This is a genomic window from Streptomyces tyrfis, from assembly GCF_037034285.1.
Taxonomy (GTDB): domain Bacteria; phylum Actinomycetota; class Actinomycetes; order Streptomycetales; family Streptomycetaceae; genus Streptomyces.
The window spans coordinates 13,888-37,579 of the sequence record NZ_JBAGJZ010000067.1 but is presented as its reverse complement, the minus strand read 5'-3'; the positions used below and the strand labels follow the sequence as shown (position 1 = coordinate 37,579).

22 protein-coding genes and 2 pseudogenes are annotated in these 23,692 nt (G+C 69.4%); 13 read left to right on the top strand and 11 right to left on the bottom strand.

Annotation, left to right across the window (positions count from 1 at the left end):
* Positions 1 to 219 precede the first annotated feature (219 nt).
* From WA762_RS32950 to WA762_RS32940, 3 genes and pseudogenes are all read left to right on the top strand, one after another.
* Positions 220 to 1,473, top strand: coding sequence for an IS256 family transposase (locus WA762_RS32950; RefSeq protein WP_335941014.1), 1,254 nt, complete (start codon positions 220 to 222; stop codon positions 1,471 to 1,473).
* A gap of 76 nt (positions 1,474 to 1,549) precedes the next feature.
* Positions 1,550 to 2,671: an epoxide hydrolase family protein gene (locus WA762_RS32945; RefSeq protein ID WP_335941012.1), complete on the top strand. Its 1,122-nt coding sequence runs from the start codon at positions 1,550 to 1,552 to the stop codon at positions 2,669 to 2,671.
* Between the two features lie 108 nt (positions 2,672 to 2,779).
* Positions 2,780 to 3,560, top strand: a pseudogene (locus WA762_RS32940) (cytochrome P450); the annotation flags it as partial.
* Positions 3,561 to 3,599: 39 nt separating this feature from the next.
* On the opposite strand, the gene WA762_RS32935 reads toward WA762_RS32940, so the two are convergent.
* The 5 genes from WA762_RS32935 to WA762_RS32915 all read right to left on the bottom strand — a co-directional run bounded on the left by WA762_RS32935 (position 3,600) and on the right by WA762_RS32915 (position 9,449).
* On the bottom strand, positions 3,600 to 3,797 hold the full coding sequence (locus tag WA762_RS32935; RefSeq protein ID WP_335941018.1) for a helix-turn-helix domain-containing protein: 198 nt from the start codon (positions 3,795 to 3,797) through the stop codon (positions 3,600 to 3,602).
* 400 nt (positions 3,798 to 4,197) lie between these two features.
* Complete coding sequence (locus WA762_RS32930) at positions 4,198 to 5,736, bottom strand: AMP-binding protein (protein ID WP_335941010.1); 1,539 nt, start codon at positions 5,734 to 5,736, stop codon at positions 4,198 to 4,200.
* A gap of 469 nt (positions 5,737 to 6,205) precedes the next feature.
* Positions 6,206 to 7,093, bottom strand: a complete 888-nt coding sequence (locus WA762_RS32925; protein ID WP_335941008.1) for an alpha/beta fold hydrolase — start codon at positions 7,091 to 7,093, stop codon at positions 6,206 to 6,208.
* A gap of 2 nt (positions 7,094 to 7,095) precedes the next feature.
* On the bottom strand, positions 7,096 to 7,473 hold the full coding sequence (locus WA762_RS32920) for a DUF6204 family protein (protein WP_472911613.1): 378 nt from the start codon (positions 7,471 to 7,473) through the stop codon (positions 7,096 to 7,098).
* A 407-nt stretch (positions 7,474 to 7,880) separates the two neighbouring features.
* The gene (locus WA762_RS32915) at positions 7,881 to 9,449 is read right to left on the bottom strand and encodes an MFS transporter (protein WP_335941005.1); all 1,569 of its coding nucleotides are present in this window, start codon (positions 9,447 to 9,449) and stop codon (positions 7,881 to 7,883) included.
* A 137-nt stretch (positions 9,450 to 9,586) separates the two neighbouring features.
* Here WA762_RS32915 and WA762_RS32910 point away from each other — a divergent pair, with 137 nt between their 5' ends.
* From WA762_RS32910 to WA762_RS32895, 3 genes are all read left to right on the top strand, one after another.
* Positions 9,587 to 10,285: a TetR/AcrR family transcriptional regulator gene (locus tag WA762_RS32910; protein ID WP_335941004.1), complete on the top strand. Its 699-nt coding sequence runs from the start codon at positions 9,587 to 9,589 to the stop codon at positions 10,283 to 10,285.
* 83 nt (positions 10,286 to 10,368) lie between these two features.
* Entirely contained in the window at positions 10,369 to 10,836 is a 468-nt protein-coding gene (locus WA762_RS35845; RefSeq protein ID WP_443080737.1) for an ATP-binding protein, read from the top strand.
* 186 nt (positions 10,837 to 11,022) lie between these two features.
* Positions 11,023 to 11,277: an integrase core domain-containing protein gene (locus tag WA762_RS32895; protein ID WP_443080735.1), complete on the top strand. Its 255-nt coding sequence runs from the start codon at positions 11,023 to 11,025 to the stop codon at positions 11,275 to 11,277.
* A 132-nt stretch (positions 11,278 to 11,409) separates the two neighbouring features.
* Here the strand turns inward: WA762_RS32895 and WA762_RS32890 are convergent, their stop codons facing one another.
* The 3 genes from WA762_RS32890 to WA762_RS32880 form a co-directional block, all read right to left on the bottom strand.
* Entirely contained in the window at positions 11,410 to 11,907 is a 498-nt protein-coding gene (locus tag WA762_RS32890) for a hypothetical protein (RefSeq protein ID WP_335941002.1), read from the bottom strand.
* 205 nt (positions 11,908 to 12,112) lie between these two features.
* Positions 12,113 to 13,213 carry a serine/threonine-protein kinase gene (locus WA762_RS32885; protein WP_335941001.1) on the bottom strand — a complete coding sequence of 367 codons (1,101 nt, stop codon included), beginning with the start codon at positions 13,211 to 13,213 and terminating at the stop codon, positions 12,113 to 12,115.
* Positions 13,214 to 13,248: 35 nt separating this feature from the next.
* The gene (locus WA762_RS32880; protein WP_335941000.1) at positions 13,249 to 13,692 is read right to left on the bottom strand and encodes a hypothetical protein; all 444 of its coding nucleotides are present in this window, start codon (positions 13,690 to 13,692) and stop codon (positions 13,249 to 13,251) included.
* A gap of 96 nt (positions 13,693 to 13,788) precedes the next feature.
* Here WA762_RS32880 and WA762_RS32875 point away from each other — a divergent pair, with 96 nt between their 5' ends.
* Positions 13,789 to 14,367, top strand: coding sequence for a DNA-binding protein (locus WA762_RS32875; protein ID WP_335940998.1), 579 nt, complete (start codon positions 13,789 to 13,791; stop codon positions 14,365 to 14,367).
* A gap of 189 nt (positions 14,368 to 14,556) precedes the next feature.
* On the opposite strand, the gene WA762_RS32870 is transcribed toward WA762_RS32875, so the two are convergent.
* Entirely contained in the window at positions 14,557 to 14,841 is a 285-nt protein-coding gene (locus WA762_RS32870) for a hypothetical protein (RefSeq protein ID WP_335940996.1), read from the bottom strand.
* Between the two features lie 202 nt (positions 14,842 to 15,043).
* Here WA762_RS32870 and WA762_RS32865 point away from each other — a divergent pair, with 202 nt between their 5' ends.
* The gene (locus WA762_RS32865) at positions 15,044 to 16,621 is read left to right on the top strand and encodes a ricin-type beta-trefoil lectin domain protein (protein ID WP_335940995.1); all 1,578 of its coding nucleotides are present in this window, start codon (positions 15,044 to 15,046) and stop codon (positions 16,619 to 16,621) included.
* A 182-nt stretch (positions 16,622 to 16,803) separates the two neighbouring features.
* Here the strand turns inward: WA762_RS32865 and WA762_RS32860 are convergent, their stop codons facing one another.
* Entirely contained in the window at positions 16,804 to 17,049 is a 246-nt protein-coding gene (locus tag WA762_RS32860; RefSeq protein ID WP_335940993.1) for a hypothetical protein, read from the bottom strand.
* On the opposite strand from WA762_RS32860, the pseudogene WA762_RS32855 reads away from it, so the two are divergent.
* Positions 17,039 to 17,977: pseudogene (locus WA762_RS32855) on the top strand (Tn3 family transposase); the annotation flags it as partial. The gene WA762_RS32860 and the pseudogene WA762_RS32855 overlap by 11 nt on opposite strands.
* 263 nt (positions 17,978 to 18,240) lie before the next feature.
* On the opposite strand, the gene WA762_RS32850 reads toward WA762_RS32855, so the two are convergent.
* On the bottom strand, positions 18,241 to 19,800 hold the full coding sequence (locus tag WA762_RS32850) for an aldehyde dehydrogenase (NADP(+)) (protein ID WP_335940991.1): 1,560 nt from the start codon (positions 19,798 to 19,800) through the stop codon (positions 18,241 to 18,243).
* Positions 19,801 to 19,944: 144 nt separating this feature from the next.
* Here WA762_RS32850 and WA762_RS32845 point away from each other — a divergent pair, with 144 nt between their 5' ends.
* Genes WA762_RS32845 through WA762_RS32830 form a run of 4 tightly spaced genes read left to right on the top strand, consistent with a single transcriptional unit; the run spans position 19,945 to position 23,691 of the window.
* Entirely contained in the window at positions 19,945 to 21,105 is a 1,161-nt protein-coding gene (locus tag WA762_RS32845; RefSeq protein ID WP_335940989.1) for an NAD(P)/FAD-dependent oxidoreductase, read from the top strand.
* On the top strand, positions 21,102 to 21,356 hold the full coding sequence (locus WA762_RS32840) for a (2Fe-2S)-binding protein (protein ID WP_335940987.1): 255 nt from the start codon (positions 21,102 to 21,104) through the stop codon (positions 21,354 to 21,356). Before WA762_RS32845 ends, WA762_RS32840 begins: the two co-directional genes overlap by 4 nt.
* Positions 21,349 to 22,785 (top strand): FAD-dependent oxidoreductase, encoded by a 1,437-nt coding sequence (locus WA762_RS32835; RefSeq protein ID WP_335940986.1) that lies wholly within the window; start codon positions 21,349 to 21,351, stop codon positions 22,783 to 22,785. Before WA762_RS32840 ends, WA762_RS32835 begins: the two co-directional genes overlap by 8 nt.
* Before the next feature lie 9 nt (positions 22,786 to 22,794).
* Positions 22,795 to 23,691 carry a dihydrodipicolinate synthase family protein gene (locus WA762_RS32830; protein ID WP_335940985.1) on the top strand — a complete coding sequence of 299 codons (897 nt, stop codon included), beginning with the start codon at positions 22,795 to 22,797 and terminating at the stop codon, positions 23,689 to 23,691.
* Position 23,692 lies beyond the last annotated feature (1 nt).

Below are 23,692 nucleotides of genomic sequence, written 5' to 3'. Positions count from 1 at the left end.
CTAGTGGAGGGGGATCGGTAGGACTCCCTCCATCCTGTTTGCGAGGCCCGCTATGGCAGATACCGAAACCATCTCCTTCCCCCGAGCAATGCTCAGAACCTGTGGATCGGCCCGGGGACGGGGTGCCTCGTGGGATGCGGAGGGCGTACCTTCCCGGGTGATCGACTCAAGGTCACCGAGTAGGCCCGCGCTGCGAACGCGGGCTGGGAAGGCACGCCTGTGCTCAGCGTAGTCAATGAAGACGGCACGACCGAGACTGGTTCCCTGATCGATGAGATCGTCCGGGAGGGCGCTCGGCGGATGCTGGCCGCCGCACTGGAAGCCGAGGTTGAGCAGTACATAGCCGAGCTCGCCGGGCGGCGCGACGAGGCCGGCCGTCGGCTGGTGGTCCGCAACGGCCGACACCGGCCGAGGACAGTGATCACGGCCGCCGGGCCCATCGAGGTGTCGGCGCCACGCGTGAACGACAAGCGGATCGACGAAGCGACCGGTGAGCGCGAGCGGTTCTCCTCGAAGATCCTGGCGCCTTGGTGCCGGAAGTCGCCCAAGGTAAGCGAGGTCCTGCCGCTGCTCTACCTCCACGGCCTGTCCTCGGGCGACTTCGTGCCCGCCCTCGAGCAGTTCCTGGGCAGCGCGGCCGGTCTGTCGTCGGCGACGGTGACCCGGCTGACGAAGCAGTGGACCGCGGAGCATGCCGCCTTCCAGCGCCGTGACCTGGCGGAATCCGATTACGTCTATGTCTGGGCCGACGGCATCCACCCCAAGATCCGCCTGTCCCAGACGCGTTCCTGCCTGCTGGTCTTGATGGGCGTCCGCGTGGACGAGAGCAAAGAACTGATCGCGGTCGCCGAGGGGCTGCGGGAGTCCACCGAGTCCTGGGCGGACCTGCTGCGGGACTGCCGCCGGCGCGGCATGCGCGACCCGATGCTCGTTGTCGGCGACGGAGCGATGGGCCTGTGGCGAGCTCTGGCCGAGGTATTTCCGCAGGCCAGGCACCAGAGGTGCTGGGTTCACAAAACCCGCAACGTGACGAACGCGCTGCCGAAGTCCGCGCAGCCCGGCGCGAAGAAGGCCCTGCAGGAGATCTACAACGCCGAGGACCGTGCGCACGCAGAGAAGTCGATCGCCGCGTTCGAGAGGACGTACGGGGCGAAGTGGCCGAACGCGGTGAAGAAGCTCACCGGCGAGGTGGACGAGCTGCTGGCGTTCTACGACTTCCCGGCCGAGCACTGGATCCACCTGCGGACCACGAACCCGATCGAGTCGACGTTCTCCACCGTCAAGCTCCGGACCAAGGTCACCCGCGGCGCCGGCAGCCCGGCCGCCGCCCTCGCCATGGTCTTCAAACTCGTCGAGTCCGCCCAGACACGCTGGCGCGCGATCACCGCACCTCACCTCGTCGCCCTCGTCCGAGCCGGCACCAGGTTCGAGAACGGCGTCCTCGTCGAGCGCGAGAAGAGCGCTGCCGCCTGACCGCGCATCACCGGATCGGTAGCGCGGGACACGAACGCTCGAGAGGGCGGTTCGGTGGGGTCCCTATCATCGGTGTATGCACGTTGAGCCTTACACGGTCGTCGTTTCCGATGCGGTCCTGGACGATCTGCGCGATCGGATCCTGCGCACGCGCTGGCCGGATGGGGCGCCCGGAGAGCCTTGGAGCCAGGGCGTCGACCGGGAGTACCTGCAGGACCTGCTCGCCTACTGGGCCGACGGTTTCGACTGGCGGGCACAAGAACGTGCACTCAACCGCTACGAGCACCGCATGGCCGAGATTGACGGCGTACGCATTCACTTCGTGCATCATCGCGCACCCGGCGGCGGGATCCCGCTGGTCCTGACGCACGGCTGGCCCAGCACGTTCGTGGAGATGCTCGACCTGGTCGACCGCCTCAGCGACCGGTTCGACCTGGTAGTGCCGTCACTGCCCGGTTACGCCTTCTCGCAGCGCCCACCCCGCGTGGGCGTCGACCGGGAGTTCGTCGCCGGCCTGTGGCATCGGCTCATGCAAGGGCTCGGGTACGAGCGGTACGGTGCCTGCGGCGGCGACTTCGGCGCCGGGATCGCCACCCACATGGCGCTGTCCCAGCCCGACCGGGTGATCGGCATCCACCTGAGCACGGCAGAGATGTCGCCGTACACCGGACCGGATGCGCCGCCGCTGTCCCTTGCAGAGCTGGCGTACGTCGACCACACTGCCCGCTGGGACGAGACCGAGCGTGGGTACAGCGCAGTGCAGTCCACCCGGCCGCAAACGCTGGGATACGGGCTGAACGACTCTCCCGCGGGCCTCGCCGCCTGGGTGCTGGACAAGTGGCGCTCTTGGTCGGACAGTGGCGGCGACCTCGACGCCACGTTCGGCCGTGACGCGCTCCTCACCATGCTGACCATCTGGTGGGCTTCGAACTCCATTACCTCGTCGATGCGCGACTATTACGACAACCGCTGGCACGGCACGGCACTCGGGCCAGATGATCTGGTGCGGGTACCGACCGCGATGGCAGTGTTCGCCAACGAGCTCGTGCCCGAAGGAGAACCACCGCGCTCTTGGTACGAGCGGCTCTACCAGGTGCGGCGCTGGACGGTCTTCCCACGCGGGGGGCACTTCGCGGCTGCCGAAGTGCCGGACATGCTCGCCGGCGACATCGCAGAGTTCTTCACCGAGTCACGATAGGCATCGCGGAGCAGCCGCGGCGAGGAATGATCGGCTGGCCTGACTCGGATCGGAGCCGCTGGAAACCGAGGCCACTCAGGAGATCGCACCACACGCAGTCCACAACTCTTGACAATTACTCCCTTCCCCCAGGACCGCATCTGTCCGTACCACCCGCCAACCGAGCACCGGTCCAAGGGCGACGGGCACCGGCCGTTGTCCCTGGTCAGACTCTTCGACGGCCGCCAGGTGTGGCCGGTGACCGGGCATGCCGAGGCGCGTGCGCTGCGGGTGGACCCGCAGCTGTCGTCGAACCGGGAGAACCCCGTGTTCCCGATGGTCACGGAGCGATTGGCCCGGAGTACGAAGCGTCGCGTCGAACTGCTCGGCGTCGACGATCCCGAGTGCAACGAGCGGCGCCGGATGCTGATCCCGAGCTTCTCCGTGAAGCGGACCGCGGCATTGCGACCGAGGATCCAGGAGACCGTGGACCGGTTGCTGGACGCCGTGATCGAGCAGTGGCCGCCCGCCGATCTGGTGAGTGCCTTCGCGCTGCCCGTTCCCTCCATGGTGATCCGTTCGCTTCTCGGCGTGCCGTACGCCGACCATGAGTTCTTCGAGGCTCAGTCGCGCAGGCTGCTGCGCGGCCCGGATGCCGCCGACGTCGAGGGCGCACGGGCCGCACTCGACGAGTACTTCCGGACACTGATCGCGCGCAAGCGGGCCGAGCCGGGTGAGGGCCTGCTCGACGAGCTCATCGCCCAGCAGCTCGACAGCGGAGCCATCAACCGCGAGGAACTGGTCCAGTTGTCAGAGATCCTGCTGGTGGCGGGCCACGAGACGACCGCGAACATGATCTCCCTGGGTACGTTCACCCTTCTCCAGTATCCGGACCAGCTCGACCGGTTGCGTACGTCCGAGGATCTGATGGTGCGGGCCCGGGGCGACGTCATCGAGAAGCCGGTTTCGTCCGCGAAGGCGATCCAAGCGCCACATGCCGCCGCGAGGCTTTTACCCGCGGCCACACCTCCTTCTTCCGCAGCTCCACCACCTGCTCGTCACGCTCGAGTGCTCTGCGGGCCGGTGCCTGCCAGGACCAGCCGTGCCGTTCGAGCAGCCGCCACACCGTCGCCACCGACAGGCTCACCCGCAGCCGCCGACGGATCACCGCTTGGACCCGGGCCAGAGTCCAGCGTTCGTCTTCGAAGCCGTGAGCTGCAGGTCCTTTACCGAGTTCTTCCTCGAGTACGGCGAACCGGGAATGGCTGACGGTCGGGGAGTTCGCCGGACCTGCAGAGCGCAGGCCCCCCCAGTCCGCCCTCGCGCCAGGCACGCCGCCCGCGTTCCACGGACCGCACACTCGCCCGCAGGTCCCTCGTAATTGCCGCGGTCTTCACCCGCCGCGAACCTCTCGCCGGCCTGAAGCCGGATCGCCTCACGAAACGCCCGACGCTCAGCGGTCAGGCCCCCCACCCTCCGGATACCTCACCCCACCGGCATACCACAGGGATCACGAACCATCACTCCCCGACAACAAACCGAAAACCTCAGTAGGACGCACCGAGTTCATGCTCGGCCCGCTGCCGCAGCTGCTTTTTGTCCGGCTTACCGGCATCGGTCAGGGGCAGTGCGTCGACGAAGTTGATGGCAGCCGGTTCGTACATCGCGCCGCGCTGGTCGCGGACCAGGTTACGCAGCTGCTGTTCGTCGATTCCGCTGCCGGGAACGGGGACGACGGCGGCGTGCACTCGCTCCATGCGATCGGCGTCACGGACACCGAAGACGGCGCTCTGCAGGACGTGCGGGTGCGAGTTGAGCGTGTTCTCCAGCTCGGTGGTGTACACATGGCCGCCGACCACAACGATCACGTCCTTGAGCCGGTCGACGACCGTCAAGTAGCCCTCGGCGTCGAGGAATCCGATGTCGCCGGTGTGCACCCAGCCGTCCCGAAGCACCTCGGCAGTCAGCTCGGGCTGCTTCCAGTACTCCTTCATGAGCGTGGCGGAGCGAACGCAGATCTCGCCGTGCTCGCCCGTCGGCAGGTCATGCCCGGCCTCGTCACGGATCGCCACCTCAACCCCGGGCAACACCTTTCCCGCCGAGCGCAGCCGGTCCGGCCGCCCCGGATCGTGGTCCTCGGGCAACAGCGCACTGATTCCACCCGCCTCGTTCTGGCCGTAGAACTGGAGCAGTACAGGACCGAAGCGCCGTATGGCGTCGGCTATGCGGGCGGGCGAGGACGGGCAGCCCCCGTACGCGATGCTGCGCAGCGTGGAGGTGTCACGGACGTCCGAATCCGGGTGGTCCATCAGCTGGTAGAGCAGGGGCGGCAGAAGGAAGAGGTGACTGATGCGCTGTTGTTCGATGGCACGGAGAACGTCGGCAGGATCGAACTCGTCGAGCAGGACGACGCGGCCGCCGGCCCGGAGAACGGCGTCAGTGATCATTCCGGCGGTGTGGGCGAGGGTGGTGGACACCAGCAGCCGGGGCGCCTCCTCCGCGGAGTCGGCCGAGAACGGCCGCACCTGCTCATAAGTGGTGCAGATGCCCTTGGGGTGGCCGGTGGTGCCGCCCGTGTGGCGGATGGTGCACACATCGTGCGGCCGCGCCCGGCTCTGCAGCGGCTTGGGGGAGTGCTCGGCCGCCAGTTCCAGCAGGTCCGCGCCCACTTGCGTGGGGCCGAGCGCGAGAACGGTCGGAACCGGGGCCGACTCGGTTATCTCCTTGGCCCGTTGCAGGTAACGGGGATCGACGATCAGGGCACGGGTCTCGACGTCGCGGACTATGGCGGCCTGGGACTCGGCCGAGAGCTTGTTGTAAAGGTGATTGACCCTGCAGCCGATCAGGTTGGCCGCATAGCGCGCCGCGATCGTCTCCGGCAGGTTGCCGCACAGCAGCGTGACGGTGTCTGAACGGTCGACGCCCTGGGCGCGCAGCGCCCGTGCCATCCGGTAGACGAGATCGCGGAACTCACCTGCGGTGACCCAGCGCTCCTGGTGCAAAAGGATTTCGCGCCCAGAGTCGCTCGCTAACGCGGCGAGGTTCTCTTCGACGTATGTGCGGAAGGCCTGGGTGGCTGTTGACATGCTCGATTCCTCCTGGCGGGCGACACGCGGTCCAGCGAGCCGCCGCGGCATGGATTTGGTTGTTAACCGACGGGTTGGCCGGTGGCCAGGTCCCACACCCGCCCGGTCTCTTCGTTGCTGCCGGTGACGGCGGCCGGGCGGTTGTTCGCCATCGCTGTTGCCACCGCGGCGTGGTGACCTCCGAAGTCCGCTAGCGCCGGTGTGACGGTGTGGTTGAGTCGGCCCCTTTCGGGGCGGCGAGGACCCTTGGCCCCGCATCGGGCTGCACGGCGGGCGTTGGAGCCGAAGCGCGGTACCCCGATCGTCACCCGGTCCTTGGCGTTGCCGTGGAGGAGGCGGATGCGGGCCGGGTGAGGATCAGGGACCGAGCAGCGGAAGGCGTCGCCCGACGTCGGCAATCGTTGGGCACTACAGACCGAGCGCACTGTCTCCGGTCTCGCGGCGTGCTGCTTCGCTGAGCATGTCTTGCTCACGTGCGCGTCGTGTGAGCAGCCACGGCGTCGATGATTGCGGGCCAGAGTTCTCGTGGTCGGTCGTGGCCCATGTCGGCGAGCAGGATCAGTTCCGCGCCGGGCACGAGTTCGGCTGTTCGCTTCCCTCCGCTCGGGTCGATGAGGGTGTCGTCGAGGCCGTGGATCACGAGGGTCGGAACGGTGAGGGAGGTAAGTGCTTCGGCGCGCGATCCTCCGAGGATCATCGCTCCGAGCTGACGGCCTGTGCCCGCTGGGTAGTACGCGCGGTCGTAGCTACGGGCGGCGAGTTCTCGGATGCCGTCGATATGGGTGTAACGCCGGGATGCCCAGATGGCTTCTTTCTCGGATGCGTTGATGTATCCGGCACGGTCTGCGGGCTTGGGGCTGAACAGCACCTGCTGGGCTGCGGGACTGGGTTGTCCGTATTCGGACTCGCCGGTGGAGGACATCATCGAGGTCAGGGTGAGGCACCGCTCAGGGTGGGTGATCGCCATGGTCTGAGCGATCATCCCGCCCATCGACGAGCCGAAAATGTGGGCGCGAGTGATCCCCATGGCGGTGAGCAGGCCCAGGCCGTCGTCGGCCATGTCCTGCAGCGTGTAGGGGATCATCGCTTGAGCAGCGGGGATTTCGCCGGCGCTCACTGCCTCGATGAACCGCGTCATGTCGACCGGATGGGCGTCGAACTTGGTGGACAGGCCGCTGTCGCGGTTGTCGTAGCGGATCACGTAGCGCCCTCGCGCGGCGAGCATGTGACAGAAATCCTCGTGCCAGGAGATCATCTGGGCTCCGAAGCCCATGACCAGCAGGACGGGCGGATCGGCAGTCTCGCCGAAGGTGTCGTAGGCGATGGAAGCCCCGGAAGGGACGTCGGCGATGGGCATGGTCAGTCCTCGTGAACGTGGTGTTGGTCGCGGCGCCCTTGCGGATGGGGGCGTTTGATCTTTACGTCGTCCAAGCAGGTCGTGGTGGTTCTCAGGTGCTTGAACGGGATCTTCTCGGATGTCAGATAGTCGATTGCCATGACTTCGGCCTCCACTGCGGCGAGGTCGTCGGCCTCGACAGCGGTGTCCGCGTCGACTTCGATGCGACAGCGGAACGTGAATCTGGTCAGGGTCGGTGTATACGTGAAGGTTCCGTCCTCGGTGAAGGCCGCGAACTGCAGGTCATGTTCGTGCTGCTCGTCGAGCAGTCGTGTGCGGAGCGGCTGTTCGAGCTCATCGAACCGGCCTGTCACCTGAGCTCTATATGTTCTTACTGTCATGTATGCCATACCTCGGTGAGTTGCTGTGTGGCTGCATTGTTCGTTCTGCTGCCTGGCTGCGGGATGGAAGTGAACGGCGCGGGCGCCTGCGCTGTGCGCTGATCTCCGGGTGTGTCGATACGGCCTGCGTCCGTTCGCGGTGGCCAGCAACCACCATCCCGTGTGTCCGGCGGAGCGTCTCGGTCACTGCCCTTGGCCGTTGAAGAACGGTGCCATCGTGAATCCCATCCCACTCCTGGCAGACCCGGGGCAGTTGCCATCGAGGCGATCTCCTGATGCTGGCGCCGGCCAGGTGCGCGAGCGCGAAGCCACCGGAGCCAGCCGTGGTCATCGCCTCGCCGAGGAACATCAGTCGGCGACCGAGTCGAAGCTGGCCGTAACCATCAAGATCTCCGACTGTGTCAGGCTCAGGCGGAGCGGGCCTCGGTCAGTTCCTTCGGCTGCGGCTGGCCGGAGGAGCCGGCCGGGGTGAGCGGCCGGGCGCGGCCGAGCAGCACGGCGACCAGGACGGCGGTGGCGGCGAGCGCGCCCGCGCCGCTGAGCACGGCGACGTGTATGCCGTCGAGGAAGGCGCCGTCCACCGCCGCCTGGACCGGCCCGGGCAGCGCGGGCACCGTACCGGCGGACCCGTAGGACGCGCCGGCCGGGGCGTCCGCGATCGAGCCGAGAGCCTCCGGCGGGACACCGAGGCCGCGCAGGGCGGAGGTCAGCGAGTCGCTCATCCGGTTGGTCAGGACGGCGCCGAGCACGGCGATCCCGAGTACGCCGCCGAGCTCGCGCAGGGTGTTGATGGTTGCCGAGGCCATCCCCATCTGCGCCGGGGAGACCCGCTGCATCACTCCGATCGACACCGGGGTGAAGGTCATGCCCATCCCCAGGCCCATCGCGAACAGCGTCCACACGTAGGCCAGGTAGTGGGCGTTGTCGCCGTACAGCGACAGGCCCCCAAGGCCCACCGCGCACAGTGCCAGGCCGAACACCAGCGGCAGCCGCGGACCGTACACGGCGGTCAGCCGGCCGGCCAGTGGTGCGGCGATCACCAGCATCGCGGTCATCGGCAGCCCCGCGTAGCCTGCGGCGGCCGGGGACCAGCCGAGCACGCCCTGCATCATCAGCGGCAGGAAGAACGATGCGCCGAACATCCCGAAACTGACCATGAACCCGCTGAGCATCGCGCCAACGAGCGGGCCGTCACGGAACAGCCTCAGCTCCAGCATCGGCTCGGCGAGACGCAGTTCGAGCAGCAGGAAGGCGACCAGCAGCACAGCGGCCACGGCTCCGCAGCCCAGCACCCGGGTGTCGGCCCAGCCCCGGGACGGGCCCTCGATCAGCGCGTAGACCAGCAGGGCCAGGCCAGCGGCGGACAGCGCGAGGCCGGTCAGGTCGATCCGGCGCGGTCGCGCGGCGATGTCCGGCAGGACGCGGGCGGCCAGCAGCAGTCCGGCCACGCCGATCGGCACGTTGATCCAGAACACACTGGCCCAGCCGAGGTGTTCGACCATCGGGCCGCCGAGCACCGGGCCGACCGACAGACCGAGCGCGGAGACCCCGGACCAGGTGCCGATCGCCTTGGCGCGCTCGCGCTCGTCGGTGAAGACGTGCCGCAGCAGGGTGAGACTGCCGGGGGTGAGCAGGGCGGCCCCGACGCCCTGGAGCATCCGGGCACCGACCAGCACGCCGATCGACCCGGCCAGGGCGGCCGCTGCGGAGCCGACCGTGAACAGGCCGAGGCCGAGCCGGAACACCCGGGTGCGGCCGTAGCGGTCGCCGAGCGCGCCACCGGTCAGCACCAGAGCGGCGTAGACCAGGCTGTAGCCCTCGACGACCCATTGCAGGCCGCTGATCCCGGCGTCCAGGTCCTGCCCGATTCGGGGCAGGGCGTTGTTGACGATGACGTTGTCCACCATGGACATGAACATGGTGATGCAGAGCGTGAGCAACGCGAGCCGCTTGCGGCGTGGACTCAACTCCTCCATGGATTTCCTCCTGACTCCCAGGCCCCTAACGGCGTTAGGGGCGCTTTCGGCAGTCACAGAGTGCACCTAACGGTGTTAGATTGCAAATGGGATTCCCGGTATCCCGCACGACACCGCTAGGAGGCGTCCACACAGCCATGCCGGAGAACGACACCGCCGCACCGGCGAACAATGCCGGAACACCCGCCGTGACCAGGGAAGCCCTCGCGCAGGCGGCACTACGCGTACTGGAACGGGACGGCCTGGCCGGGCTGTCGATGCGCAAGGTTGCCGCCGAGGTCGGCGTCAAGGCGGCCTCGCTGTACTGGCACGTCCGCAACAAGGAGGAATTGCTCGACCTGCTCAACGACGCCATCATGGCCTCGGCCGAGCCGCCGCCCCGCGAGGGCGACTGGCGGGCCCAACTGAGCGGCTACTGCTGGCGCTACCGTCGACTGCTGAACGACAACCGCGATGCCGTCAAGATCATCGCCGGCCGCTTCGCCCCGGGTCCGCACCAGTTCCAGCTGCTCGAGGACCAGCTGGACCGGCTGCGCGCGGCCGGATTCTCCGATGAGCACGCCGCCCTGGCCTCTTACCTGCTCAGCTCCTTCGTCCAGGGCTTCGTGCTGCAGGAGCAGTCGCCGATGTCGGCTGCCCACTCGGGCGGCGCCAGCCGCCTGGACGTCGTCGCCGAGGTCCGGGACCGCTTCCGCGCTCTGCCCGTCGGCGTCTTCCCCAACCTGGTCGAGCTGGCCGGGGACCTTACCGAGCCAAACTTCGACGCCCGCTTCAGGTTCTGCGTCGAGCGCATCCTGGACGGCCTGGCGGCCCTGCTGCCACAGGACCGGCACTGACGGCTCTGACGGCTCTGACGGTGAGGGGACTCGCCCGGCACCCGGCCGCACGTTCCCGGAGGAGTCGCCGATGATCGAGCCGTATTCCTCCGAAGACGGGGTTTTCGCGGCTTTCGGCGCTGGTCGTTGAGGATGTGGCGGACAGTGGCGACGCGGTGGTGGTCTCGGCCCGGCCCCGGGACGTGGCGTTGCCGTGTCCGGTGCGCGGGACGCCGACGGCGAAGGTGCACGGATATCACCGCCGAACGGTCAGGGACGTGCCGGTCGACGGCCGCCAGGTCGTCGTCCACCTGCGCGTACGGCGGTTGGCCTGTCCGGCCCTGGGCTGCTGGCGGCAGACCTTCCGCGAGCAGATTCCAGGACTGCTGGTCACCAACGCCGTCCGCTACGCGGGCGGCCCGATCGTCCTACGCCTCATCCGCGGCAATGTGCTGATCTGCGAGGTGTCCGATCCCAGCAACACCCAGCCACGGCTGTGCCGGGCCCGTTGGACCGACGAGGGAGGCCGCGGCCTGTACCTCGTGGCTCAGCTCACGGGCCTGCACCCCTGATCTTGGACACTCGAGATAGTGGATCTTGAGGATCTGGGAGATGGACGTGTCGTGGTCATGAAGCACTATCGGCCGGAGTTCAAGGCGGACGCGGTCGCGCTGTACGAGTCGCGGCCCGAGGCGACGATCAAGCAGATCGCCGCTGACTGAAGCCGGGCCTTCGCCAACGCCTGCCGCCAGGCTGGCGTGACCCAGTCCATGAGCGCCATCGGCAGCTCGGCGGACAACGCCCTGGCGGAGTCGTTCAACGCGACCTGCAAACGCGAGACCCTCCAGGGTCGCAGGGCCTGGAACGACGAACGCGAAGCCCGCCTGGACCTCTTCCGCCGGCTCCACCGCTACAACACCGTCCGACGCCACTCCCGCCTCGGACACCGCAGCCCCATCGCCTACGAACAAACACTCCAAACCACATCAACTACGCTGGCCGAAGACGCATAACCCGTGTTCAGGATCAGAGGTCAAGGCCCACCACCATCTTGTCCCGCGCGGTGTTCACGGCCGTCATCAGCTCCGGGCGTGCCCCGTCCGGCAGCATCTTCGGATGCCTGCGGCGAGTGCCCTGCGGAGGCGTCAGCGGATTCTCGCGACGGAGGTCATCACGTGCCCCAGCAGAGCTCGGTCCCGGTCCACCTGTGTGGGCAGTTCTCGCACGTCAAGGACGGCCTGAAGCTCCGGGTTCACGCCCAGACTGCACTGCTGTAGGTAGAAGCCCTTCACGCAGGAGGCGGCTACCTGGAGCGCCGACGAGCCGTACGGGCGCTTCGGCGGCATCCGCCACGGCTCGCCGAGCGGCATCTCCACCCGCGCTCCGACCGCGCCCGTGTACCGGAGCAAGTCCCTCAGCGAAACAGCCGTCGTCATCAGCTGCTCACGTGCCCGCCACCGCATGTGATCGACCAGGCAGTACGCATAGGCCTTCTGCGTACCGCGCCCCTCGTACGTGCGCAGGAAGCCATCGGCCTCCTCCTCTACCGACCCATCCGGTCGGACGATCGTGTACGACCGTCCGCCACCCGCCCGCCTCATCTGCTGGACCTGCAGGTCCCCCAGGACCAGTCCGCTCCGCACACGGTTCCCTTCTCCACTCCACGTCCTGTACGCAGTGGAGGCAACCAAGGTGATCAGTAAAGGCAAGGGACGCCGCTGCCGGCCATCCCAACGAGCGAAACGGGCCCCCGGAGCGCGGTCGGTAAAGGTCGACCAGGAGTCCGCGGTCGACGAACCGGCGGGCCGGGCGGCGGATGGCCCGCCGGCGCGATCCGCGCGACGGGGGTCAGTCCTCGGGAGTGATCGGTTGCCATGCGTAGCGGCGTGCGCCGGGGATGTGCGTGCACACCAGGGCGTAGGCCTCGGGGCTGAAGGCGACGCTGTACTCCTGGTCCGCAGGGCAGGCGCTGAAAGCGGTGGGCCCTTCCGGGTCGGCGGGGCCGCGCTCGGCGTCGGCGGGGACGGTGCGGGCGGGGGCGGTCGGCTGGTCGGGGCTGCCGCTGGTCAACGCCGCGGTCGTGGCGAGGCCCGCCAGCAACGCGGCGCTGACGCCGAGGGCTGCCCAGAGGCGTCTGCGTGGGGGGAACCGGTCGGTGACGGTAAGGGGCGCGTCGCCGAGTTGGTCGGCGATGAGGAAGGGCTCGTCCTGCCACTGCAGGGGCCAGTGTTCGGTTCCGTGGGCGATGCGGGCGGCGGTGATCGCGTCGAGGGCTGCCGCGGCGGTGGGCCGGTGCTCGGGCCGCTCTGCGGTCATGGCGGCGAGCAGTGTCGGCGGGGCGCCCAGGGCGCGCAGTACGAGCCCGGCGGCGTAGATGTCCTGGGCGGGTGAGCTGTCGGCTCCGGCACGGATCTCGGGGGCGAGGTAGTCGGGTGTGCCTGCGATGTACGCGGGTGCGGTGAGCTGGAGGTGGGGCAGGACGCGGGCGATACCGAAGTCGCTGAGGTAGGCGTGGGGGCGGGCGGCCCCGGTCGCGGTGAGGAGGATGTTCGAGGGTTTGACGTCGCGGTGCACGAGGCCGGCGGCGTGCACCGCGACGAGCGCGTCCAGGATCTGTTCGGCGAGGAGCAGGCCGACGGCGGGTGGTAGTTCGCCATAGTCCGCGAGAAGTCCGGCGAGCGTGCCGCCTCGGACCAGGGGCAGCACCAGCCAGGCCTCGCTGTCGCGGACGAACCAGTCGACGGGGGCGAGGACATGGGGGTGCCCGATGCGTACTGATTGCTCGCACACCAGCCGCAGCAGCGACTCGACGTCGGCACCGCCAGTGACCTTGACTGCCACGTCCTTGCCGTGGCGCGTGTCCACGGCTCGCCAGACCGTACCCTGGGCGCCGCGCGCGATCGGTGCGAGCAACCGGTAACGGTCGGCGAGCATCCCCCCTGCTTCCATGCGCCGTAGCGTACCGGCGCACGGGATCAACGGCGTCAGGCGCCGGCGAGCGTCAGGATCACGGTGTCGGTGGTGGTGGTGATCTGTACGGCGGTCATGCCCGAGGTCGCGGTGAACGTGCCGCCGACGTCGACCACGGTGTACTGGGCGCCTTCGAGGGCGGACCGGTAGGCGTCGAGCGTGGCCTTGGGGTCGTTCGTGCGGTACGTAAGGACATACGCGCCCTTGCCCCCCGTCACGGAGGTGAGCTCCCCCTTCGGCAGCGGCAGGCCGGCGGGCAGGTCATCCGGGGCCTTCACGCCGGCGGCGCCGGCGTCGGAAGAGGCGCCTGTATCGCCGGAGGCGGCGGCGTCCGAATCGGCGGTGGTGGCAGCGGGCTTGTCCGAGTTCTTGGGGGCGTCGTCGCTGCCGCAGGCGGTCAGGCCGAAGGCGGCGAGGGCGGCGACAGCGGCGAGCGAAGTGGTGTGCTTCCAGGACACGATGACTTCCCGTCAATTGGGGGGGGCGAGCTTCCGGAAGGAGATTGACATATGAAAACAATCTTTGACAAGTGTAAAAACTGCTAGCGTGTACCCATGGACAAGACCGCCACGACGCGCAACCAAGAGCTCCAGCGCCAGTGGTACGGCGCTCCGCTCGGTGAACTCTGCCGGGACCTGTGCACCCTGTTCTCGGTGACCCAGTCCGGCCTCGCGGACATCCTCGGGGTCTCACCGGCCATGCTCAGCCTCATCATGAGCGCCCAGCGCGCCCGGATCGCCAACCCCGACGCCGCGGCCCGCCTCTCGGCGGCGCTCCACCTCGCCCACGACGTCCGTACCGGCGCCGTACCGGCCGCGGCCGCACGCGAGACGCTGGAGGCCATCCGGGCCAGCCGAACCCCCGGCCAGGACTCACTGGGCACCACCTCGCACCCGCCCGCTCCTTCCCGACCGGCCCCGCCCCCCGCCCACGGCCCGGCCCAGGACCCGGACACGCGCTTCGCCCTAATGCTGCGCGATCTGCTCAACTCCCGTGCCGGGGCTGCGGAGATCCTGGCAGCCGCGGCCCTCCTCGAAGCCGACCACCCCGGCCTCGCCGACATCCTCCGCACCTGCGGCGCGGGAAGAACCGACGAGGCCGTGGCCCTCGTCCGCCGGCTCGGCCAACGATGACGCCGTCGCGGGTGATGGTGAGCCGGTCGGGGCCGACCTGCGTCCATGGCGTCTCGACCGGGTCGGCTCCGTACGGCTCGGGCGGCCTGGCGTACCATCCTCCGCCGGCCCCTTCGGGCGTCACCTCGATCAGCCGCAGTTCCATGCCGCCCCTGACCACCTCGTGCATCTCGGTCGAGGGCGGGGTGGTCAGGTGGTTTCGTTGATCTGTGAGGGTTCTGGCGTGTCTTGCGTTCGCTGGTCGTGGTCTGTTGAGGTCGCGGACATGGACGGTGCAGGTGCGGGGGTGGTGGGGGTGTTCTGCGCGGTTGTGCTGCTGTTGGCGAAGATGAGCAGGCCGATGAGGGTGATGAGGACCTTGGTGGCGACGTCGATCGCTTCCCCGATCGCGGGCCGGCGGTGCTGGATCCAGCCGATGCCCAGGCCGGCGAGGGCCAGGAGCAGGATGATGAGCAGTGGGTCGTGGCCGTACATGTGCAGGACCTTTCACGGTCTGGTCCGCCTTCCTGGAGTCGGCCGAGCACCAGGAAGGACGTCCCCGTCTTGTCCCCGCACACAGTGCGGGGGCGACCAGCGGGAATGCGGTCACGAGAAGTACTGGAGACCAGCGGGATCGTGGTACGCACGCGCGGCAGAACGCTGCCCCGCGCCGGACTTTCATCGGATGTGAGAACCAGTGGCTGACCAGCGATTATTAGACGTCTTCGACGGCGACGGCGAGGAGGAGAGGCTGTGGGAAGCACTCAGCAGCTTCAAGAAGACGGTGCGCGGCCTCGTCGAGAAGACCGGCCTGTCGACGAACGTGCTGGCGGACATGCACGGCTTCGGGAAGGGCAAGGTCGCCACCTGGCAGAACCCGAAGCGTGAAGGGCCCAACATCCCGCCCCTGCGGTTCGTCGAGGTACTGATCAAGGAAGCGCAGGAACGCGCGAACCTGCAGGACGGGCCCGCAGCGGTGTTCCTGCACCAGTACGGCGAGCTGCTCAAGCTGTACTGCGCGCGGGCCAACCCGCACAACGTCCACCGCCAGATGCTCCTCGACTACGAGAACACCCTCCTGATCCGCGAACTCAACAACGCGACGAACGCGGCCCTGGAGCGGATCGCCGCGCTCACCGAGGAACTGGAGACGCTGCGCGAGGACCGGGACGGGGAACGCCGGCGCCGGATCACTCTGCAGCAGCAGATCGACTCACTGAACAGCCAGAACCAGGACCGGGGCGCGAAGAGGAAAGCAGCCCTTGCCCAGCGGGACCAGATCCGAGCCGACCTCACGACGTACGAGAACGACCAGCAACTGGAAAAATGGCAACCCGGCACCGACCAGGGCGGTTCGCATACGCACCACCCCCACGAACCCGCCCCGCCGCTCCCCCCGCCCCCCAACCGCGGCACCAGGCGGCGGGGACTCGTACCCGCCCTGGTCGCAGCCGGGGTCCTGGTCGTCTCCCTCGCCGTCTACGCCGGCACCCAACTGCACGGCGACCCCGACGCCAAGGGCACCGCTGGCAGCGACACCCCTTCGGCCGGAACCTCCGCAACGCTCGCCGCAGCCGGGGGCGGACCCGCGCACGGCGGCAACTCATCGAGCGGAGACTCATCCGGCGGGAACGCCACCGGCGGTAATGCGTCCGGCGGGAACGCCACCGGCGGTAATGCGTCCGGCGGGAACGCCACCGGAGGGAACGCGTCCGGCGGCAACGCGTCCGGCGGCAATGCCACCGGAGGGAACGCGTCCGGCGGCAATGCCACGGGCGGGAACGCCACGGGCGGCAATGCCACTGGAGGGGACGCCACGGGCGGGAACGCCACCGGAGGCAAGACCACTGGCGGGTCGGGCGGCTCCGGCGGTTCCGGTGGGACGTCCGGTGCGACCTCGCCGAAACCCCCCGCGCCCAGCGGCTACTTCCGGCTCAGGGACGTCGGCTACAGCCAGTGCCTGACCTCGAGCTACCTCAACGTCGTGTTCGCCACCTGTACGGACAGCCCGGTGACCAACTGGACCGCAAAGGCCGGCTCGGGCGGTTCCTACACGCTGTACAACGAGTCCGCCGGCCAGTGCCTGACCGTCAACGTCAACGTGCTGTACCTGGCCGACTGCGGCTCCAAAACCGGCCAGAACTGGCGCACGGGCACCAGCAGCACCCTTGTGAACCTGTACAGCAGCATGTGTCTCGACGAGAGCTCCAGCTGGCCCGTCCTGGCGTCCTGCGAGCCGTCGAAGAGCACCCAGCACTGGGCGAAGGAGTACTGATGGCGTGGCCGGACCAGGTGCGCTGGCGGGTCCACCACGTGGGCCAGGGGATCATCAGTTTCCTCGGCCGGCTCGCGAGCGGCATCACACAGTCCGCCCGCTGAACAGGACCCGGATCCGCATCGGGCCCTGTTCACGTTTCCCTCGCCCGAGCGGGGCGAGGACGCCAAGCGCAGTTCCGTTCAGGACGACGGTGGCTGCGGGGCCGTGTGATCGCGGGCGTTCAGGTACGCGCTGATCCGCTCGGGGTCGTCGAGCATGAGCGCCGCCAGCTGCGAGCCTGCCCACAGGGCGAGGGTCAGGGCCATCTCCCGTGCGTCCTCGGCCAGGTGGCCGTCGCGGAGGTACCGCAGGTACAGGGCGCCGATGCGGATGAGCCGTTCGGTTCCGGCGGGGTCCTGCGGGCGGGGGGCCAGGTCTTCGGGCATGCCCGTGGAGGAGCACCTGGCGGAGCTGGTGTGGGGCCTGGACGCCGGGTGGAAGCAGCTCGCAGAACGCCTGGAAGAGGCGGGGCCGGCGGCGAAGGTCTCCATCGAGGTGCAGGACGACGGGCAGGTGAAGCTGAACGTCGCGGGGCTCGGCGCGCTCGGGCGAGCCGAAGTCCCTGACCTGGCTGCGCAAGCGGGTCGAGAGGATGCTCACGAAGATCGACCTGCCGGATCCGCTGTTCGAGGTGAACGCCTGGACCGGCTTCCTCGACGCCTTCGTGCACCTCGGGGACGGAACGACCCGGATGAAGGACCTGTCCACATCCGTGGTCGCGCTGCTGGTGTCCGAGGCGTGCAACATCGGCCCGGCCCCGGTGGTCAACCCCGGCCACGAGACTCTGACCCGGGCCCGGCTCGTGCACGTCGACCAGTACTACCTGCGCGCCGACACGATCGCTGCGGCGAACGCGCGGCTCATCGAGGCCCAGTCCGCCGTGCCCGTCGTGAAGTTCTGGGGCGACGGACTGCTCGCCTCGGTGGACGGCTGCGGTTCGTCGTCCCCGTCCGCACGGTCAGTGCGGTGCCGTCGCCGAAGTACTTCGGGTTCAAGCGCGGCATCACCTGGCTCAACGCCGTCAACGACCAGGTCGCGGGCATCGGGCAGATGGTCGTGCCCGGCACCCCGCGCGACTCCCTGCACAGCCTGGACGCGCTGCTGAACCTGGACGGCGGCGTGAAGCCGGAGATGGTGGCCACCGACAACCCCTCCTATTCCGACATGGTGTTCGGCCTGTTCAAGATCCTCGGCTACAACTTCAGCCCCCGGTTCCGCGACCTGGACGACCAGCGGTTCTGGCGTGCCACGATGCCCGGCGTCGAGACGGGCACCTACGGCGCCTTGTTGTGTCTTGAACGTGAAAGGAAGAACCATGTAGGAACTCTTCTTGTAGCGATGCTGCACGAAGGATGAAGGTTTGGCCCTTCAAATTCGCCCTGCGGGGGAGGATTTAAACCACCTCATGCTGCGCTGAGGGCTGTCCCGTAATACCTGGCGGGCGTGCGACGACAGCTGCGGCGCCTCGCGGCGTTGTCGGAACGCCCGCATACATCCCGTATGCGGGCGCCCCTCCGCCTTGCGACGCACCACATCTGACGCCGCACGCTGATCCACCACGGATTACGGGACAGCCCTTACTGGGGCAGGTGAGCGCCGTTCATGAGGCGGGGTACCCGCAGGGGGTTGTCGTCGCGGAGTTCGGGGGGCAGGAAGGGGCCGGGAAAGGACTGGTAGCAGACCGGGCGCAGCCAGCGCTCGATGGCGAGGGTGCCGACGCTCGTCGTTCCGGGTGAACTCGTCGCGGGCCACGGCCCGCCGTGCACCATCGCGTGGCAGACCTCGACCCCGGTGGGCCAGCCGCCCCACAGGATGCGGCCCGCTCGCTCCTCCAGCACGGGCAGCAGTCGCAGGACCGTGGCCAGGTCGGCGTCAGTTCCCTGCAGGGTGGCCGTCAGCTGCCCCTCCAGATTCTCCAGTAGCGAGAGGAGTTCTTCCGTCCCGGACCAGCGCACGATGAGCCCCGCGGCGCCGAAGACCTCGCCGGTGAGATCCTTGTGCGCTGTGTACGTGGCCGCGTCGCATTCGAGGACCACGGGGGCGGGCGCGTACGGGCCGTCCCCTGCTGTGCCGCGGGCCACCACCCGCACCCCTTCGACAGCCGCCCACCGCTGCACCCCCTCTGTGTACGCCCGGGTGATTCCCGGGGTGAGCATGACCTGGCCCTCCGTACTCGCCACGCCCTGAGTCACGGCGGCGAGGAAGGCGTCGCCCGTCGGCCCGGCAGGCAGCAGCAGGAGGCCGGGGTTCGTGCAGAACTGCCCCGCGCCGTTGGTCAGCGACGCCACGTATCCCTCGGCCACCGGTCCCGGCTCGGCGAGGGCCCCGTCGAGCACGATCACGGGGTTGACCGCGGACATCTCGGCGTGGACCGGGATGGGCACCGGGCGGGACTGCGCGGCGGCGACCAGCGCCAGCCCTCCGGCCCGGGAGCCGGTGAAGCCCACGGCAGCGATCCGTGGATCACCGACCAGGGCGAGACCGACCTCGTTGCCCCGGCCCACCAGTAGCGAGAACACACCGGCCGGCACACCTGTGCGCGCGGCGGCCGTCGTGACGGCGCGGGCCACCGCCTCGCTGGTGCCCGGGTGGGACGGGTGTGCCTTGGCCACCACGGGGCAGCCGGCGGCCAGCGCGGACACGGTGTCTCCGCCCGCGATCGAGAACGCCAGCGGGAAGTTGCTCGCGCCGAACACCGCTACCGGACCGACGGGAATCCGGCGCAGCCGTACATCCGTCCTGGAGGCCCCGGAGTCGATCCTGGCACCGAGCGCGGTTCCACTTCTGACCAGGTCGGCGAACAGGCGCAGTTGCCCGCAGGTCCGCCCCCGTTCACCGGCCAGCCGGACCGAAGAGAGCCCGGTCTCGTGGGCCGCAAGTTCCAGAAGGGCGTCGCCAAGCGCTTCGATCTCCTCCGCGCAGGCGTCGAGGAAGGCCGCCCGGCGCTCCGCCGGCAGGGCGCGGAAGGCGCGGGCGTCAGCCTCGGCGAGCCGGGTTGCCTCGGCGATCTGCTCCGCCGACGCGTCCCGGAGCGGAGGGCCGATCGGCTCGCCGGTCGCGGCGGCGATCGCGTGCCAGACGGCCCCCGTACCAGGGGCGTCACGGCCGGCCAGGATCGAGTGTCCGGTCAGGTTCACAACGATTCATCTCCCTGTGTGCACAGTGGGCAGCGCGCCGTCGTCGGGCGTCAGGTGAAGATCACCCGGTCGGCGGCGTTGTCTTCGGATCATTCTGATGTATAGCCTAGCTATGGCATGTGACATTGTACTGAGGGGGTGGCTATGAAAGTCGTTGTCGTGGGCGCGGGCATCGTGGGCGCTGCGTGCGCGTTCCACGCCGCCGCGGCGGGCCTCGGCGTCACGGTTCTCGATCGGGGGCTCGTCGGCGCCGGAACGACGAGTCGGGGGGAGGGCAACATACTCCTCTCCGACAAGGAACCGGGACCCGAAATGGAACTGGCCCGGCTCAGCCGCGATCTGTGGGACGAGGTCGGCGAGGAACTCGGCCCGGACACCGTCGAACTAGAAGCCAAGGGCGGCCTGGTCGTCGCGAGCACCCCCGACGCCCTCACCGCTCTGCAGGCGTTCGCCGCGAGCCAGGCGGCAGTTGGCGTTTGCACCGAACCCGTCGAACGCGTCCGCGATCTCGAACCGCATATCGCGTCCGGACTTCCCGGCGGCGTCCACTACCCGCAGGACGCCCAGGTACAGCCCGTCCTCGCGGCAGCCGGACTGCTGCGCGCCGCAGTCCGGCGCGGCGCACGGGTGCACACCGGCGAAGCTATCGCCGCAATCACCGGACCCGACGGCCGGATCGCCGGAGTCCGCACCGCTGACGGCACCGTGCTGGCCGCCGACGCGGTGGTGAACGCTGCGGGGACCTGGGGCGGCGAAGTCGGCCGCCGACTCGGCACCCCCGTCGAGATCCTGCCGCGCCGGGGCTTCGTCCTCGTCACCGAGCCGCTGCCGCCCATGATCCGGCACAAGGTCTACTCCGCCGACTACGTCGCCAACGTCGCCTCCTGCGACGCGGGGCTGGAGACCTCGTGCGTCGTCGAGGGCACCAGGGGGGGAACCATTCTGATCGGCGCCAGCCGCGAGCGCGTCGGCTTCGACACCGCCATGAACCCGGCCGTGGTCGCCGCGCTCGCCGCCCAGGCGTGCCGTCTGTTCCCGTTCCTGCGCGCCGTCCATCTGATCCGCGCCTACCGGGGCTTCCGGCCGTACTGCCCGGACCACCTGCCGGTCATCGGTCCGGACCCCCGCGTGCCCGGCGTCGTCCACGCGTGCGGCCACGAGGGCGCCGGTATCGGTCTCGCTCCGGGAACCGGCGCTCTGGTCACCGCTCATCTGCTCGGCCGCCCCTGGCGGGGCGCCGATCCGGCCGCCCACACCGGCCTCCTGCCCGACCGATTCCTCACCACCGGAGGCATGCCGAAGTGAGCGAGTTCACTGTGGACGGCGAACCGCTGCCGTTCGTACCAGGACAGACCCTGGCCGCCGCACTGGTCGCCTCGGGCCGGGTCGCCTGGAGGGCCACCCGGCTCGGACAGCGGCCCCGCGGGGTCTTCTGCGGGATCGGCGTCTGTTTCGACTGTCTGGTGACCATCGACGGAACGGGCGGGCAACGCGCCTGCCTCGTGCAGGCCCGCACGGGCATGGCCATCACGACAGGGGAGGGCGACGATGAGTGAATCCGGTGACCTTGTGGTGGTGGGCGCCGGCCCGGCCGGCATGGCGGCTGCCGCCACCGCCCTGGACGGCGGATTGCGTGTCCTTCTCGTCGACTCGGGCGCTGCCCCGGGCGGCCAGTTCTGGCGCCACCCCCCGCAACACGCGCGCCACGCCATCCCGACCACGGATCTGCACCACGCACTTCCCACGTACCGGGCGCTGTGCGCGACACTGTCCGCCCACGCGCGCACCGGTCGGCTCACGCTGCTGTTGAACCACCACGTGTGGACCACGGCCCGCGAGGGCGACGGGTTCGCCGTCCACGCCATGGACCAGAGCCGGGCGCCCGAGGAGACCGCCGTAGTGCTGCGCGCACCAGCACTGCTGGTGGCGACCGGCGCCTACGACCGCCAACTTCCCTTCCCCGGCTGGGACCTGCCCGGCGTGCTCACCATCGGGGGTATCCAGTCGCTGCTCAAGGGCGGGGGAGTCGTCGCCGGCCGCCGGGTGGTGCTCGGCGGTACGGGACCCTTCCTGCTGCCGGTCGCCGCGGCCCTCGCCGCGCGCGGGGCCGAGGTCGCCGCCGTGTGCGAGGCGGCTGCGCCCTCGGCCTGGCTGCGACACCCCGTACCGCTGTTGCGCAACCCTGCCAAGTGGGTTGAGGCCGCGCGGTACGCGAGCACGCTCGCCCGGCACCGCGTCCCGGTCCGTACCCGCACCGCGATCGTCGGCGCCGAAGGAGACGGGAGGGTCGCCATGGTGCGCGTCGCCTCCCTGGATGCCGAGGGCAGTCCGCTCCCGGGTACGGAGCGCCGGATCGAGGCCGACGCCGTGGGCGTCGGCTGGGGCTTCGCGCCCCAGCTCGACCTCCTCATCCCCCTCGGCTGCGACCTCGCCGACGCGGGCGACGGCACCATGGCCGCCGCCGTCGACGACGGACAGCGCACCGGCGTGCCCGGCCTCTACGCGGCGGGCGAGACCTGCGGCGTGGGCGGGGCCGTGCTCGCGGTGAGCGAGGGCGCGATCGCCGCCGTGTCGGTGCTCACCGACCTCCGGTCGCCCGGTCTGCCGAACGTCCGGCGCCTGGCCGCGAAACGTGCCGCGGTGGCCAGGCACCGTGCCTTCGCCCGTGCGATGGCACAGGCGCACCCCCTGCCAACGGCCTGGTCCTCGTGGCTGACCGACGACACGCTGGTCTGCCGGTGCGAAGAGGTCACCGCAGGGGCGGTCCGGGCCGCCTGCGCCGACGGATCGGCATCCGACCACCGGCAAGTCAAACAGTTGACCAGGGCCGGCATGGGGTGGTGCCAGGGCCGGATGTGCGGGCCCGCCGTGCACTGTCTCGTGGCCCGCGAACAGCCGTACGCGCCCGCGGAACGGCTGATCGCGACCCCCGCCACCCTCGGTGGGCTCGCCGGTCTCGACGAGTCCACCACCGATCACACCTGAGGAGCTCAAATGACCCAGAACCGAATGCCCTGGCACGGCGTCATCGTCGCGACCAGCCTCCCGTTCGACGACGACCTCGCCGTCGACCACGGCGCCTACGGGGACAACGTCGCCTGGCTCGCCGAACAGGGCCTGCACGGCGTTGCCCCGAACGGCTCGCTGGGCGAGTACCAGACCCTGACCTACGAGGAACGCGACCGCGTCGTGGAGACCGCCGTCGCGAACGCCCCCGAGGGCTTCACCGTCATGCCGGGCGTGGGAGCCTACGGCGCGGTCGAGGCGAAGCGGCACGCGCAGTTCGCCAAGGACGCCGGCTGCCAGGCCGTCATGTGCCTGCCGCCCAACGCCTACCGAGCTGACGACCGCGCCGTTCTCGAGCACTACCGGATGGTGGCCTCGGCCGGACTTCCCGTCACCGCCTACAACAATCCCATCGACACCAAGGTCGACCTGCGCCCGGAGCTGCTGGCCAAGCTGCATGCCGAGGGTTTCATCGTGGGTGTGAAGGAGTTCTCCGGCGACGTCCGGCGGTGCTATGCCATCAGTGAGCTCGCCCCCGGGCTCGACCTCCTGATCGGCACCGACGACACCCTCGTGGAGGTCGGTCTCGCCGGCGCCAAGGGCTGGGTCGCGGGCTACCCCCAGATCTTCCCGCGCGCCTGCCTCGCCCTCTACAACGCCTCGCTGGCAGGCGACCTCGACACCGCGCTCCCCCTCTACCGCCGGCTTCACTCCGTGCTGCGCTGGGACAGCAACACCCAGTTCGTACAGGCCATCAAGCTCGGCCAGGACATGATCGGCCGGACCGGCGGCTCCTGCCGTCCGCCCCGGCAGGCGCTGGACCCGGAGACCGAAGCCCTCGTACGGGCCGCCACCCAGGCCCTCATCGACGCCGGGGTGAACTGAC